Origin of the sequence: Klebsiella grimontii, from assembly GCF_042137965.1 — a bacterium.
Classification (GTDB): Bacteria; Pseudomonadota; Gammaproteobacteria; order Enterobacterales; family Enterobacteriaceae; genus Klebsiella; species Klebsiella grimontii.
The window spans coordinates 2,122,983-2,136,749 of the sequence record NZ_CP169721.1 but is presented as its reverse complement, the minus strand read 5'-3'; the positions used below and the strand labels follow the sequence as shown (position 1 = coordinate 2,136,749).

Sequence of the window (13,767 nt, the reverse complement as noted above, 5' to 3'; positions counted from 1 at the left end):
ATTTAAAATCAATATATTATAAATTTACTAATTTTGTTAAAAGATTCAAAAAATAGAGAAAAACGGCAAAATACGTGATGTACACTGCATTAATAGCGTCATTATTTATCCAGGCCGTTAAACTTGAAGGACGTCACAAAAAAAATCACTTTGTCTTTTACACTGCTCGCCATCGAATATTTAAATATATTGTTTTTAATTACACCGCCTGTTTTTCGCGTCCTTTAAATACGCGTCAGGTATAATTCTGTTGTTATCTTTTCTCATATTTGCAGAAGGGTTATCACGATGAACTCAATACCTCGCCGAGGTTTGTTATGCATTGCGCTGTTTTGTTCCGGCCTGAGCGCCGCCTCGTATGCCGCTGAGCCGTACACGCTAGACGGAAAGGATTTAGCCTTTAGCCGCCAGCAGATCGCCGCGAAAGATCCGCTATTTGTTCAGGCGCAAGCGGCGCTGCTAAAGAAAGCCGATCTGGCGCTCAATCATCCGCTGTTCTCGGTGATGGATAAAACGTTGGTCGCCGCCAGCGGCAATAAGCACGACTACTACAGCTTTCCGCCTTACTGGTGGCCAAACCCTGATACCCAGGACGGGCTTCCCTATATCCGCAAAGATGGGCAAACCAACCCTGACGCCAATAGTGACGCCACCGATAAAAACCGGCTGGTGAAAATGAGTAACGACGTGTCAACGCTGGCGCTGGCGTGGTACTTCTCTCACGACGATCGCTACGCGCAAAAAGCGGCTGCGCAGTTAAAGACCTGGTTCCTCGATCCCAAAACGCGAATGACCCCCAACCTGCAGCATGCCCAGGCCATTCCCGGCATTAATACCGGACGCGGTATCGGCATTATTGATAGCCGCGCGCTGGTTGATGTCGTTGACGCGATCGCCCTGCTGCAATCCTCAGCTGCGCTGAGCGATAACGACGTTAGCGCATTAAGGCAGTGGTTTGGCGACTATTACCACTGGATGACCACCAGCCAGAACGGCTTTGAAGAAGAGAACTGGCATAACAATCACGGCAGCTATTTTGATATGCAGGCCGCCGCCTTCGCGCTGTTCAGCGGTAAAATCGACGAGGCGAAAAAGCGCCTGTACATCACCCAGCTGCGGCGTATTGCGGGACAATTTGATATTGAAGGCCGCCAGATGGCCGAGCTGGAGCGCACGCGTCCGTGGCACTACAGCAATTTCAACCTCGAAGCCTACAACCGCCTCGGGCGACTGGGCGAGAAGGCGGGCGTCGATATCTGGAACTTCACCCTCGACGACCATAGCCTGCGCAAAGGCTATCAGTACATCGCCGGGTTTATTAACAGCGATACGCCATGGCCCTGGAAAGATATCGATAAAATGGATGACAAGAAAGCGCTGCGCAATATCGCCACCGCCGCACACGCCTGGCCGGAAGATCCGCTGTTCAGTGACAAAGCGCAGTGGCTGCGGGCGAAATATCCCGACGATATCACGACGCCTATCGCCCCGCTTTCCGCATCGTCAGAGGTCAGGGATAACCGCTAATGAAACAATTTTCTGGGCTCTGGCCCGACATTGTCGGACGCGCAGCCGCGAATAGCGGACTGCTTGAACGGCTAGTGAAGGATGCGCAGCCGGTACTTCAGGCAGCGGTTCGCATTCCGCAGTCAGGCATCGCCAGCTGGAATCTCTATTACTTTTGTCCGCGCCACGGCGTACGCCTGACGTGGCGGGCGGATACGCCCTACCAGCATGCCTGCCCGGTCGATGGGGAAATATTTAGCGGCGAACCGTGGGACGGCGCCTGGTGGCGCGAGATGAATGGCCGAAACGCCAGCGCCTGTCAGCAGCTTGGCCTGCTATGGCGGCTGACCGGCGAAACGGCGTATCGCGATAAAGTTCGCACGCTGCTGATGGGTTACGCGGATGTCTATCCCGGCTATGCGATTCACGGCGATATTCCCAACAACGGGCCGGGAAAGATGAACGCCCAGACGCTGTGCGAAGCCAACTGCATTCTGGAAATGGCGCTGGGTTATGACTTTATTCGCGACAGCCTGCCCCCCGGCGAGCAGCGGCACATCAGTGAAAACCTGCTGCGCTGTGCGGCCACGTTTTTGCGCGACCATCGTAGTCCGCAGATTCACAACCATGAAGTCAAAATCAGCGCGGCGCTTGGCGTACTGGGTTTCGTCCTCGAAGATGAAGCGCTGCTGGAGTTTGCCGTTAACCAGCCGTACGGCCTGCGCTGGCAGCTGGAAAACGGCCTGCTGGCGGAAGGGCTTTGGTTCGAAGGTTCGATTCACTACCACTATTATGCGCTGCAGGGCTTTTTCGCCTTCGAGAAGCTGGCGCGCGGCACCCGCTGGAGCCTGCTGGACGGCCCCTGGTATCAGGCGATGCTGAAGTTCCCGCTGGCGCTGCTGCTGCCGGACGGCACTTTCCCCCGCCTTAATGACTGCCTCGCCGGGCAGGAAAAGCTCCATCACCGGGATCTGTACGAGTTCGCCTGGTTTATCTGGCGTGACCCGCAGTACGCCGCGGTCCTGCAGTTTACCGAAACGGCGCCCGATGAGCGTGAAACCCTGCTATGGCGCGAACGGTCTCTGCCGGAATCCCCCCTGGCGCTCATCCCGCAGCAGTCGCTGTTTGCGCCGGGCGCGGGTCTGACGCTATGGCGACGGCCGCAGCAGGCGCTGCTGATTAAGCACAGTCCCTGGGGCGGCGAACACGACCATTACGACCGGCTGGGGCTGATGCTCTGGCATCGCGACGGCTGGCTGCTCACGGATATGGGCACCACCGGCTACGGCGCGAAAATGCACTACGACTACTACAAAAACAGCGCCACCCACAATACGCTTTGCGTTAATCAGAGCAACCAGCCTCCGGCCAATCCGCAGGTGCTGGGCCGGCATATGGATGACGACTTTCTGTGGCTGGATAGCGAGGTTGATTGGGGCAAACCGCCGCCGGAGCTCAACAGCCATAGCCGCGTCGAATGGGACGCTACGGCCTGGCGGGACGTGCGCTTCCGCCGTCGCCTGCTGTGGCTTGAAGATGTGCTGATCGATCTGTCCTCCGTGGAGAACCCGCATCGCCAGCAGCTCGACTGGACGCTGCATCTGGCGGCACAGGCGCTGGACCAGAGCGGCACGGCCCGGCCCTTTTCGCTCAGCGGCCCGCTGCGGCGAATGACCGAAGCAACCGTGACGCCGCTGAACGGCTGTCAGCCGCGCCACTTTGCGCGCGACGGCGATACCGTTGCGCTCTGGCTGTCCGGTGATGGTGAACTCTGGCAAGGGCTGGCGCCCGATAACCCAGCGATTCGCAATCTTAGCTATCTGGTCATACGCAATCACCTGCCGCAGGCGCGTTTTGTGTGTCTGTGGGATCTGGCAAACAGCGCGCCGCTGACGGAAGTGAACGTGCACCATACGCCAGTCGGTACGCAAATTACCTTCTGGCGCGGCGATCGCGTGACGCACGTGACGTTGTACGACGAGCCAGGGAAACGACCTGATGCGATCCTTCCGCTCGCGGAAAGCGGCGTCTCACCTCAGTACGCAGAGTAATTTACTCGTCTTCATCCTCAAAGCGCGCCACAATCCGATCTCCGGTATGCGAGGCGCGCAGTTCATCCGCCACCAAAGCGATGGCCTGGCCGCTGCTCATGCCCTGCGACATCAGCTCCTGAATTCGTTCCACTGCTTTTTGCTGTTGCTCGTGGCTCAGCGAAGGTAAACCTGCAAACATCACTTACTCCTGCTACATTGTGGGGCGTAATTATTTCACGCCGTCCTCTCGTATACCAGCGGGCGGTCACGATCAGGATTAAAGAAGACCATGTTGTCCCCCGCTATGCTTTCCCTGCCCTGGCGTCCGGATGCCGCTGAAGACTATTTTAGCCCATTAAGTTCACAGCCTTGGGCGATGCTGCTGCACTCGGGTTTTGCCGAACATCCGCATAATCGTTTTGACATTGTTGTCGCCCAGCCGCGCGCAACGCTGGTGACTCGCGGCAATATGACCGTCATAAACGATGGGGAAACCGTCTCAACCTCTGCCGCCGATCCGCTCACTCTCGTGCATCAACAGCTGGCGCGCTTTAACCTGCAGCCGCAGGCTCATCCGCAGCTGCCGTTTCTCGGCGGGGCGCTGGGGCTGTTCGGCTACGATCTGGGTCGTCGCTTTGAAAATCTGCCGGCGCAGGCCGAGGCGGATATCGATCTGCCGGATATGGCGGTAGGCATTTATGATTGGGCGTTAATCGTCGATCATCAGCGCCGGGAAGTGTCGTTATTCAGCTATGGCGATCCGCAGGCGCGGCTGGCGTGGCTGGAAGCGCAGGCCGAGCCTGCCGCGGCCCCCTTTGCCCTCACCTCAGGGTGGCGCTCAAATATGAGCCGCGCGGAGTATGGCGAAAAGTTTCGCCAGGTTCAGGCTTATCTGCACAGCGGCGACTGCTATCAGGTTAACCTGGCGCAGCGGTTTACGGCGAGCTATCGCGGGGATGAGTGGCTGGCCTTCCGTCAGCTAAACCGTGTTAATCGCGCGCCGTTCAGCGCCTTTATTCGCCTCCAGGAGGGCGCCATATTAAGCCTGTCGCCCGAGCGTTTTATTCAGCTCCGGCAAGGCGAAATTCAGACCCGGCCCATCAAGGGGACGTTGCCCAGGCTGGCCGATCCTGAGCAGGACGCGCTGCAGGCGCAAAAGCTGGCGAACTCAGCAAAAGACCGCGCCGAAAACCTGATGATCGTCGATTTAATGCGTAACGATATTGGCCGGGTTGCTGTCCCCGGTAGCGTTCGCGTTCCTGAGCTGTTTGTGGTGGAGCCCTTCCCCGCCGTGCATCATCTGGTGAGCACCGTGACCGCCAGACTGCCCGCGCATCTGCACGCCGCCGACCTGCTGCGCGCGGCCTTTCCCGGCGGCTCAATCACCGGCGCGCCGAAGGTCAGAGCGATGGAGATCATCGATGAACTGGAGCCGCAGCGGCGCAACGCGTGGTGCGGCAGCATCGGATATCTCAGCTTCTGCGGCAATATGGATACCAGCATTACCATCCGTACGCTGACGGCCTGCCGGGGGCGGATCTACTGCTCCGCCGGCGGCGGAATTGTGGCCGATAGCGAAGAGGCGGCGGAATATCAGGAAACTTTTGATAAAGTTAATCGTATCCTGCATCAACTGGAGAGCTAGCACATGGCGGACAGCGCCCTCGAACTTGACGATTTCCTTTCGCGTTTTCAGCTTCTGCGCCCGCAGCCGACGCGCCACGCGCTCAACCAGCGTCAGGCTGCGGTGCTGGTACCGATTGTGCGCCGCCCGCAGCCGGGGCTGCTGCTGACCCAGCGTTCGCCGCTGATGCGCAAGCACGCGGGCCAGGTCGCCTTCCCCGGCGGCGCGGTGGATAACAGCGATGCGACCCTGATCGCCGCCGCGCTGCGCGAGGCACACGAAGAGGTGGCGATCCCGCCGGAGTCGGTCGAGGTGATCGGCGTTCTGCCGCCGGTCGATAGCGTAACCGGTTTTCAGGTCACCCCGGTGGTGGGCATTATTCCGCCTGACCTGCACTATCACGCCAGCCAGGATGAAGTCGCCGCGGTCTTCGAAATGCCGCTGGCCGAAGCGCTGCGCCTGGGGCGCTATCACCCGCTGGATATCCATCGCCGCGGCAATTCGCATCGCGTCTGGCTATCCTGGTATCAGCATTATTTTGTCTGGGGAATGACCGCCGGCATTATCCGTGAACTGGCGCTACAGATAGGCTCCCGCCCTTAGCTATACTAAAACTGAGACGGCGTTCTCAGCATTAGTAAATCCATGGTTACTCATTAGTTTAATTCATGTGAATACTTAAGCTGATGGCCCGGTTCCCTCTTACACTATGCGCAGTTATTACATCGTTGCCGCACCCGCGGCAACCCTGTCAGGAGTGTTAGCGTGATTAGTATATTCGACATGTTTAAGGTGGGGATCGGTCCCTCATCTTCCCATACTGTAGGCCCGATGAAGGCCGGTAAACAGTTCGTCGATGACCTGGTCGAAAAGGGATTGCTTAATGAAGTGACTCGCCTGGCGGTCGACGTCTACGGCTCACTGTCATTAACCGGCAAAGGCCACCACACGGATATCGCCATTATTATGGGTCTGGCGGGCAATCAGCCCGATACGGTCGATATCGACGCGATTCCGGCGTTTATCCGCGACGTTGAAGAGCGCGGACGCCTGCTGCTGGCCCAGGGGCAGCATGAAGTCGACTTCCCGAAAAATGACGGCATGCGTTTTCGTAGCGACAACCTGCCGCTGCATGAAAACGGCATGACCATTCACGCCTGGTCTGGCGAGAAAGAGATCTACAGTAAAACGTATTATTCCATCGGCGGCGGTTTTATCGTCGATGAAGAACATTTCGGCAAAGAGAGCGCCAGCGAACTCGCCGTTCCGTATCCGTTTAAATCCGCTCAGGAGATGCTGGGCTACTGCAAACAGACCGGCATGTCGCTCTCCGGCATGGTGATGCAGAATGAGCTGGCGCTGCACAGCAAAAAAGAGATTGAAGACTATTTCGCCAATATCTGGCAGACCATGCGCGCCTGTATCGATCGCGGGATGAATACCGAAGGCGTCCTGCCCGGTCCGCTGCGCGTTCCTCGTCGCGCCTCGGCGCTGCGACGGATGCTGGTTGCCAGCGATAAGCTCTCTAACGACCCGATGAACGTGGTGGACTGGGTCAATATGTTTGCGCTGGCGGTCAACGAAGAAAACGCCGCCGGTGGCCGGGTGGTAACGGCCCCGACCAACGGCGCCTGCGGCATCGTTCCGGCGGTGCTGGCCTACTATGACCACTTTATCGAGCCCGTCAGTCCGGATATCTATATTCGTTATTTCCTGGCGTCAGGGGCTATCGGCACGCTGTACAAAATGAACGCCTCCATTTCCGGCGCGGAAGTGGGCTGTCAGGGCGAAGTGGGCGTGGCCTGCTCGATGGCGGCCGCGGGCCTGGCTGAAATCCTTGGCGCCAGCCCGGAGCAGGTCTGCGTGGCGGCGGAAATCGGCATGGAACATAACCTGGGACTGACCTGCGACCCGGTGGCCGGACAGGTACAGGTTCCGTGCATTGAACGCAACGCGATTGCCTCCGTCAAAGCGATTAACGCCAGCCGGATGGCAATGCGCCGCACCAGCGAGCCGCGCGTCTCGCTGGATAAGGTCATTGAGACCATGTATGAAACCGGTAAAGACATGAACGCCAAATACCGGGAAACGTCGCGCGGCGGCCTGGCTATCAAAGTTCAGTGCGACTAATCATTGCTCAACAGAATGCGCCCAAGGGCGCATTCTTCTTTTTCCGCTCTATATTATTATCTGCGCCCACTACACTTGCTCTATAACGGCTGTTACTCTCATTAACACTTTTAGCCGACAGGGCGTCGCGCATGCAGACTGCACAAAAAGTCATCACAACCTATCGCCGGAAACGCATTCTGGTTTGCCTGCTGGTCGCGCTACTGACGCTGACAACAACCTTAGTAATACGATTTATTTCACAGCGTAGCTTAAATCAGCAACGCGTCCAGATGAGCACCAACAAGATGGTGGCCGCTATGGATAATATTCTGCGGCCTCTGGCGGCCCAGCACGTCGCGCTACTGCATCTTGTCAATAAGCCCTGTCAGGACGTGCACCTCACGTTACGTAAGCTGGCGGCGTCGCTGCAAACGGTGCGTTCCATCGCGCTGGTCCAGTCGAACCTGCTGTACTGCTCGAGTATTTTTGGCCAACGCAACATTCCGATACACCAGCTACAGCCGGCATTACCTACCCATCACCCCCTGCTCACCTTCAGCTACGACGCCTCGCTGCTCAAAGGAACGCCGGTGCTTATCCAGTGGTATCCCGCTTCGCTTAGCGGCGCCGACGGCGTGCTGCTGGTGATCAATATCGAGCTGCTGGGCGAGTTAATTTTCAACGCAAAATCAGCGCTAATCAGCGGAATTGGCCTTAACGTCGGCGAAAGAAGTTTTATTAGCGGTTCGGGGCTGAGTAAACAGGAAGCCCTGCCGGGCGAGCAAATCATCTACCGCCAGCCGTCGACCGAGTTCCCCTTTACCATTAGCGTCAGCGGGCCAGGAGCCTCGGCGGTCGCCCTTAATGAACTGCCGGCCGAGCTTCCGCTGGCGCTGGTAATCAGCCTGTTAATGACCGGCATCGCCTGGCTGGCGACCGCCGGAAGAATGAGCTTTTCCCGCGAAATTAATCTCGGTATTGCCGCGCACGAGTTCGCCCTCTGGTGCCAGCCCCTGCAGAACTTGCGCACTCGGCAGTGCTGCGGCGTTGAGATACTACTGCGCTGGAATAACCCGCGCAGAGGCGAAATCTCGCCGGACGTGTTTATTCCGATAGCCGAAGGATATAACCTGATCGTCCCCCTCACCCGCTATGTGATCTCCCAGACGGCCCACAAATTAGCCTGCTTTCCGCAGGACAAACATTTTCACATCAGCATTAACGTCGCCGCCCGCCATTTTGCCAACGGCGAGCTGCTGCGCGATCTGCATCACTACTGGTTTAGCGCCCATCCCATTCAGCAGCTGGTCGTTGAGCTCACCGAGCGTGACGTCCTGCAGGATGGCGACCACCATATGGCCGAGCATCTTCATTTCAAAGGGGTCCAGCTGGCTATCGATGATTTCGGCACCGGCAACAGCTCCCTTTCGTGGCTGGAAAAGCTGCGCCCTGATGTCCTGAAAATTGATAAATCGTTTACCAGCGCCATTGGGATTGATAGCGTTAACGCGACGGTGACCGATATGATCATTGCTCTCGCCCATCGGCTGAAAATTGTGACGGTCGCGGAAGGCGTCGAGACCCAGGATCAGGAAGCGTATCTGCGCGGCAACGGCGTCGATTTATTGCAGGGGTTTTATTACGCCCGGCCAATGCCGGTAGAGGACTTTCCGCAGTGGCTGGCGGCGGAAAAGCGTCGGGAAATGAACGCCTAAAAATGCCCGCCGGCCTGAGGCCGACGGGCATCAACGTTACTCTTCTTCGTCGTTGTACTGACGCAGCTTGACGACGCGCACCAGGTCGACGCGATAGTCGTTGGCTTCAATGATGGTGAACTGCAGAGGCGACAGCTCAAGCACGTCGCCAGGGCGCGGAATATGGCCGTTGACGGCAATCACCAGGCCGGCAACGGTGGCGATATCTTCATCCTCATCGACCAGATCGTCTACGCCCAATGCCTGCTGCAACGCATGCACGTCGGTTGAACCTTTCACCAGCCAGCCGTCGCCATCGATGACAATTTCCGGCGTTTCGTCAGCATCCGGGAACTCACCGGCAATCGCCTCCAGTACGTCCAGCGGCGTAACCAGCCCCTGTACGACGCCAAACTCGTTAGTCACGATGACAAAGCTACCGCGGGCGCGGCGCAGCACGCCGAGCAGGTTGATCGGGTCCAGCGTTTCCGGGACCACAATCGCCGGAGAGGCGGAAGCCAGCGCGGCCACGTTGTCACCCGCTTCCAGCGCCACCAGCATCTCTTTCGCCCGCACGATACCGATGATTTCATCCAGCTCGCCGCGACAGACCGGGAACAGGCTGTGCGGGGAAGAGAGCAGCTGGCGGCGAATTTCATCTTCGCTTTGCTCGGCGTTCACCCAGCTAATTTCCCCGCGCGGGGTCATAATACTGCGCAACGAACGCTGGGCCAGGGTCAGTACGCCATTAATCATATAGCGCTCTTCTTCCGCAAACGCGCCTTCCGGTATCGGCACCACGGACGAGCTGTCGCTATCGTGCGCCGGAGCGCTCTGCTTACGCCCGCCCATCAGGCGCAGGATCGCATCGGCAGTACGCGCGCGCAGAGGCAGGGTCGATTGATGGCGAATAAAGTTACGGCGCGCAATCTGGTTAAAGAACTCGATGGTTATCGAGAAGCCAATCGCGGCGTACAGGTAACCTTTCGGTATATGGAAACCAAACCCTTCCGCCACCAGGCTCAGGCCGATCATCAGCAGGAAGCTCAGGCAGAGCACCACCACCGTCGGATGCTGGTTGACGAAATTAGTCAACGGCTTCGAAGCCAGCAGCATCACCGCCATCGCAATCACCACCGCCGCCATCATCACCGGCAGGTGGTTAACCATCCCGACCGCAGTAATCACGGCATCCAGCGAGAACACGGCGTCAAGTACGACGATTTGCAGTACCACCACCCAGAAACTGGCATATCCTTTACCATGACCGGAGTCATGCTGGCGGTTCTCCAGCCGTTCATGCAGTTCGGTGGTCGCCTTAAACAGCAAGAATATCCCGCCGAGCAGCATAATAAGATCGCGTCCGGAGAACGAAAAATCGGCAACGCTGAAAAGCGGTTTCGTCAGGGTCACCATCCACGAAATGACCGACAGCAGCCCCAGACGCATAAACAGCGCCAGCGAAAGGCCGATCAGGCGCGCCTTATCGCGCTGCTTAGGCGGCAGCTTGTCGGCAAGGATGGCGATAAACACCAGGTTGTCGATACCCAGTACGATTTCAAGGACGACAAGCGTCAGCAAACCGGCCCAAATAGAGGGATCCATTAAGAATTCCATGAGCAGCTCCAGTTAACGACAGGCATAGTCATCGCTGTGTCATGCACAGACGAGACACTTGTTGCTGGTGAAAAGACGTAGCAGGTGACGGCGGCACGCGCGTGCCGGAAGGTGAAATGACGTCGGTGACGGTCCATATAGCGGGCTATGCCCTATACTCCTGAGTAATTAAACGGAACGTAAACATAGCAAAATATAGAGCAATATTGGAAAAAATTTACCTGTCTTTGCAATAGCTAAGACTATTTTTTGCGCTGCAAAATAATTACCAACCGATGCAAAATTAGCGGAGCTTCATCACATTAATTATTTTTTCACTGTCTAAAATAATTCGCTGTAGTAATTACTTTATATCTTACACCCTTACTGAATCGATTTTGTTCGCAAGAGTGATTCAGGATGTATCACAACAGATGATGCATTCACGATTATAAAGGAGGTAGCAAGTGACGATTGCTATTGTAATAGGCACACATGGTTGGGCTGCAGAACAGCTGTTAAAAACGGCAGAAATGCTGCTGGGCGAACAGGAAAACGTTGGCTGGATCGATTTCGTTCCTGGCGAAAACGCAGAAACGTTGATTGAGAAGTACAACGCCCAGTTGGCAAAGCTGGATACGGCTAAAGGCGTGTTATTTCTCGTCGATACATGGGGAGGCAGCCCGTTTAACGCGGCCAGCCGCATTGTCGTCGATAAAGAACATTATGAAGTCATCGCGGGCGTCAATATCCCGATGCTGGTCGAAACGTTGATGGCGCGCGACGACAACCCCTCGTTTGATGAACTGGTCGCCCTGGCGGTGGAAACCGGTCGTGAAGGCGTGAAAGCACTGAAAGCGAAGCCGGTGGAAAAGGCCGCCCCTGCTCCGGTTCAGGCTGCAGCGCCGAAAGCGGCAGCGCCATTGAAGCCAATGGGTCCAAACGACTACATGGTTATTGGGCTGGCGCGTATCGATGACCGTTTAATCCACGGCCAGGTCGCCACTCGCTGGACCAAAGAAACTAACGTTTCGCGCATTATCGTCGTCAGCGACGAAGTGGCGGCGGATACCGTACGTAAAACGCTGCTGACCCAGGTTGCTCCTCCGGGCGTTACCGCCCACGTAGTAGACGTGGCGAAGATGATTCGCGTCTATAACAACCCCAAATACGCAGGCGAGCGCATTATGCTGCTGTTCACTAACCCAACGGACGTTGAACGTGTTGTTGAAGGCGGTGTGAAAATCACCAGCGTCAACATCGGCGGCATGGCTTTCCGTCAGGGCAAAACGCAGGTGAATAACGCCATTTCGGTCGATGAAAAAGATATTGAAGCGTTCAAGAAGCTGAACGCCCGCGGTATCGAACTGGAAGCCCGCAAAGTTTCCACCGACCAGAAACTGAAAATGATGGATCTGATCGGCAAGGTGAAATAAGCCTCTCTGCGGATCGCAACTCAATTTTCAACTTAAGACTTAATCAACAGGAGAAGTACAATGGAGATTACCCTTCTTCAGATTGTGCTGGTGTTCATCGTCGCGTGTATTGCGGGTATGGAGTCGGTACTTGATGAATTTCAGTTCCACCGTCCTCTGGTGGCCTGTACGCTGATTGGCGCCGTTCTCGGGGATATGAAAACCGGTATTATCATCGGTGGTACCCTGGAAATGATCGCCCTCGGGTGGATGAACATCGGCGCCGCCGTTGCGCCTGATGCTGCGCTTGCATCCATCATCTCAACCGTTCTGGTTATCGCGGGCCACCAAAGCATCGGTGCCGGTATCGCGCTGGCAATTCCGCTGGCGGCAGCGGGCCAGGTGCTGACCATTATCGTCCGTACCATTACCGTTGCCTTCCAGCACGCTGCGGATAAAGCGGCGGAAAATGGTAACCTGACGGCCATCTCCTGGCTGCACGTTTCGTCGCTATTCCTGCAGGCGATGCGTATCGCTATTCCTGCGGTTATCGTGGCGATTTCCGTCGGTACCAGCGAAGTACAGGGTCTTCTGAACGCCATTCCTGAAGTGGTTACCGGCGGTCTGAACATCGCGGGCGGCATGATCGTGGTAGTGGGTTACGCGATGGTCATCAATATGATGCGCGCCGGCTACCTGATGCCGTTCTTCTACCTGGGCTTTGTTACCGCCGCGTTCACCGATTTCAACCTGGTTGCTCTGGGTGTGATTGGTACGGTAATGGCTGTCCTCTACATTCAGCTGAGCCCGAAATATAACCGCGTCGCGGGTGCGCCTGCGCAGGCTGCTGGTAATAACGATCTCGACAACGAACTGGACTAACAGGTGAGCGAAATGGTTGATATGACTAAAAATACCACCGAGAAAAAACTCACTCAGAGTGATATTCGTGGCGTGTTCATTCGTTCTAACCTGTTCCAGGGTTCATGGAACTTCGAACGTATGCAGGCGCTGGGCTTCTGCTTCTCCATGGTACCGGCTATTCGTCGCCTGTATCCGGAGAACAACGATGCGCGCAAACAGGCGATTAAGCGTCACCTTGAGTTCTTTAACACCCATCCCTACGTTGCGGCGCCGGTACTTGGCGTAACGCTGGCGATGGAAGAACAGCGTGCTAACGGCGCAGAAATCGACGATGGCGCCATCAACGGTATCAAAGTTGGCCTGATGGGCCCGCTGGCCGGCGTGGGCGACCCGATCTTCTGGGGTACCGTTCGTCCGGTATTCGCCGCGCTGGGCGCAGGTATCGCCATGAGCGGCAGCCTGCTCGGCCCTCTGCTGTTCTTTATCCTGTTTAACGCGGTGCGTCTGCTGACCCGTTATTACGGCGTTGCTTACGGTTACCGTAAAGGTATCGACATCGTTAAAGATATGGGCGGCGGCTTCCTGCAGAAACTGACCGAGGGGGCGTCAATTCTCGGCCTGTTTGTCATGGGGGCGCTGGTTAACAAGTGGACGCACGTGAACATCCCGCTGGTGGTTTCCACCATCACCGGTCAGGATGGCCAGACTCGCGTCACCACCGTGCAGACGATCCTTGACCAGCTGATGCCGGGCCTGGTGCCGCTGCTGCTGACCTTCGCCTGTATGTGGCTGCTGCGTAAGAAAGTTAACGCCCTGTGGATCATCGTGGGCTTCTTCGTCATCGGTATCGCCGGTTACGCTGTCGGACTGCTGGGCCAGTAATCAACACGTTGTGCGCCGGGGGCTTGCCCCCGGCTTTTTTA

General features: G+C 56.8%; 11 protein-coding genes. 9 read left to right on the top strand and 2 right to left on the bottom strand.

All coding sequences use genetic code 11. The annotated features are described in order from the left end of the window. Window positions 1–288 precede the first annotated feature (288 nt). Window positions 289–1,527 carry an alginate lyase family protein gene (locus ACE3MN_RS10175; RefSeq protein WP_375364354.1) on the top strand — a complete coding sequence of 413 codons (1,239 nt, stop codon included), beginning with the start codon at window positions 289–291 and terminating at the stop codon, window positions 1,525–1,527. Further along, window positions 1,527–3,557, top strand: a complete 2,031-nt coding sequence (locus ACE3MN_RS10170) for a heparinase II/III family protein (RefSeq protein ID WP_102649733.1) — start codon at window positions 1,527–1,529, stop codon at window positions 3,555–3,557. The genes ACE3MN_RS10175 and ACE3MN_RS10170 overlap by 1 nt, the downstream gene beginning before the upstream one ends. Window position 3,558: 1 nt before the next feature. Here the strand turns inward: ACE3MN_RS10170 and ACE3MN_RS10165 are convergent, their stop codons facing one another. After that, window positions 3,559–3,738, bottom strand: a complete 180-nt coding sequence (locus ACE3MN_RS10165) for a YoaH family protein (protein WP_004103292.1) — start codon at window positions 3,736–3,738, stop codon at window positions 3,559–3,561. A 90-nt stretch (window positions 3,739–3,828) separates the two neighbouring features. Here ACE3MN_RS10165 and pabB point away from each other — a divergent pair, with 90 nt between their 5' ends. From pabB to ACE3MN_RS10145, 4 genes are all read left to right on the top strand, one after another. Further along, entirely contained in the window at window positions 3,829–5,184 is a 1,356-nt protein-coding gene (pabB, locus tag ACE3MN_RS10160; RefSeq protein ID WP_024357819.1) for an aminodeoxychorismate synthase component 1, read from the top strand. 3 nt (window positions 5,185–5,187) lie between these two features. Continuing rightward, the gene (locus ACE3MN_RS10155; protein ID WP_004121986.1) at window positions 5,188–5,766 is read left to right on the top strand and encodes a CoA pyrophosphatase; all 579 of its coding nucleotides are present in this window, start codon (window positions 5,188–5,190) and stop codon (window positions 5,764–5,766) included. Window positions 5,767–5,928: 162 nt separating this feature from the next. Beyond that, window positions 5,929–7,293 carry an L-serine ammonia-lyase gene (gene sdaA / locus ACE3MN_RS10150; RefSeq protein WP_004138492.1) on the top strand — a complete coding sequence of 455 codons (1,365 nt, stop codon included), beginning with the start codon at window positions 5,929–5,931 and terminating at the stop codon, window positions 7,291–7,293. Window positions 7,294–7,424: 131 nt separating this feature from the next. Next, entirely contained in the window at window positions 7,425–8,990 is a 1,566-nt protein-coding gene (locus ACE3MN_RS10145; protein WP_024357818.1) for an EAL domain-containing protein, read from the top strand. A gap of 36 nt (window positions 8,991–9,026) precedes the next feature. On the opposite strand, the gene yoaE is transcribed toward ACE3MN_RS10145, so the two are convergent. Beyond that, a complete protein-coding gene (gene yoaE, locus ACE3MN_RS10140) occupies window positions 9,027–10,586 on the bottom strand; it encodes a CNNM family cation transport protein YoaE (RefSeq protein WP_049114332.1) in 1,560 nt (519 codons plus the stop codon). A gap of 446 nt (window positions 10,587–11,032) precedes the next feature. Between yoaE and manX the strand changes: the two genes are divergently transcribed. The 3 genes from manX to ACE3MN_RS10125 are packed head-to-tail and all read left to right on the top strand — an operon-like array spanning window position 11,033 to window position 13,726. After that, on the top strand, window positions 11,033–12,001 hold the full coding sequence (manX, locus tag ACE3MN_RS10135) for a PTS mannose transporter subunit IIAB (RefSeq protein ID WP_004138485.1): 969 nt from the start codon (window positions 11,033–11,035) through the stop codon (window positions 11,999–12,001). Window positions 12,002–12,061: 60 nt separating this feature from the next. After that, window positions 12,062–12,862 (top strand): PTS mannose transporter subunit IIC, encoded by an 801-nt coding sequence (gene manY, locus ACE3MN_RS10130; RefSeq protein WP_004121991.1) that lies wholly within the window; start codon window positions 12,062–12,064, stop codon window positions 12,860–12,862. A gap of 12 nt (window positions 12,863–12,874) precedes the next feature. After that, window positions 12,875–13,726 (top strand): PTS mannose transporter subunit IID, encoded by an 852-nt coding sequence (locus ACE3MN_RS10125; protein WP_004103307.1) that lies wholly within the window; start codon window positions 12,875–12,877, stop codon window positions 13,724–13,726. Window positions 13,727–13,767 lie beyond the last annotated feature (41 nt).

Excerpts from the sequence above, each read along its gene's own strand:
- ACE3MN_RS10125 (WP_004103307.1), top strand. The coding sequence starts at position 12,875 with ATGGTTGATATGACTAAAAATACCACCGAGAAAAAACTCACTCAGAGT.
- yoaE (WP_049114332.1), bottom strand. The coding sequence starts at position 10,586 with ATGGAATTCTTAATGGATCCCTCTATTTGGGCCGGTTTGCTGACGCTT.
- ACE3MN_RS10170 (WP_102649733.1), top strand. The coding sequence starts at position 1,527 with ATGAAACAATTTTCTGGGCTCTGGCCCGACATTGTCGGACGCGCAGCC.
- ACE3MN_RS10175 (WP_375364354.1), top strand. The coding sequence starts at position 289 with ATGAACTCAATACCTCGCCGAGGTTTGTTATGCATTGCGCTGTTTTGT.
- ACE3MN_RS10155 (WP_004121986.1), top strand. The coding sequence starts at position 5,188 with ATGGCGGACAGCGCCCTCGAACTTGACGATTTCCTTTCGCGTTTTCAG.
- ACE3MN_RS10165 (WP_004103292.1), bottom strand. The coding sequence starts at position 3,738 with ATGTTTGCAGGTTTACCTTCGCTGAGCCACGAGCAACAGCAAAAAGCA.
- ACE3MN_RS10145 (WP_024357818.1), top strand. The coding sequence starts at position 7,425 with ATGCAGACTGCACAAAAAGTCATCACAACCTATCGCCGGAAACGCATT.
- manY (WP_004121991.1), top strand. The coding sequence starts at position 12,062 with ATGGAGATTACCCTTCTTCAGATTGTGCTGGTGTTCATCGTCGCGTGT.
- pabB (WP_024357819.1), top strand. The coding sequence starts at position 3,829 with ATGTTGTCCCCCGCTATGCTTTCCCTGCCCTGGCGTCCGGATGCCGCT.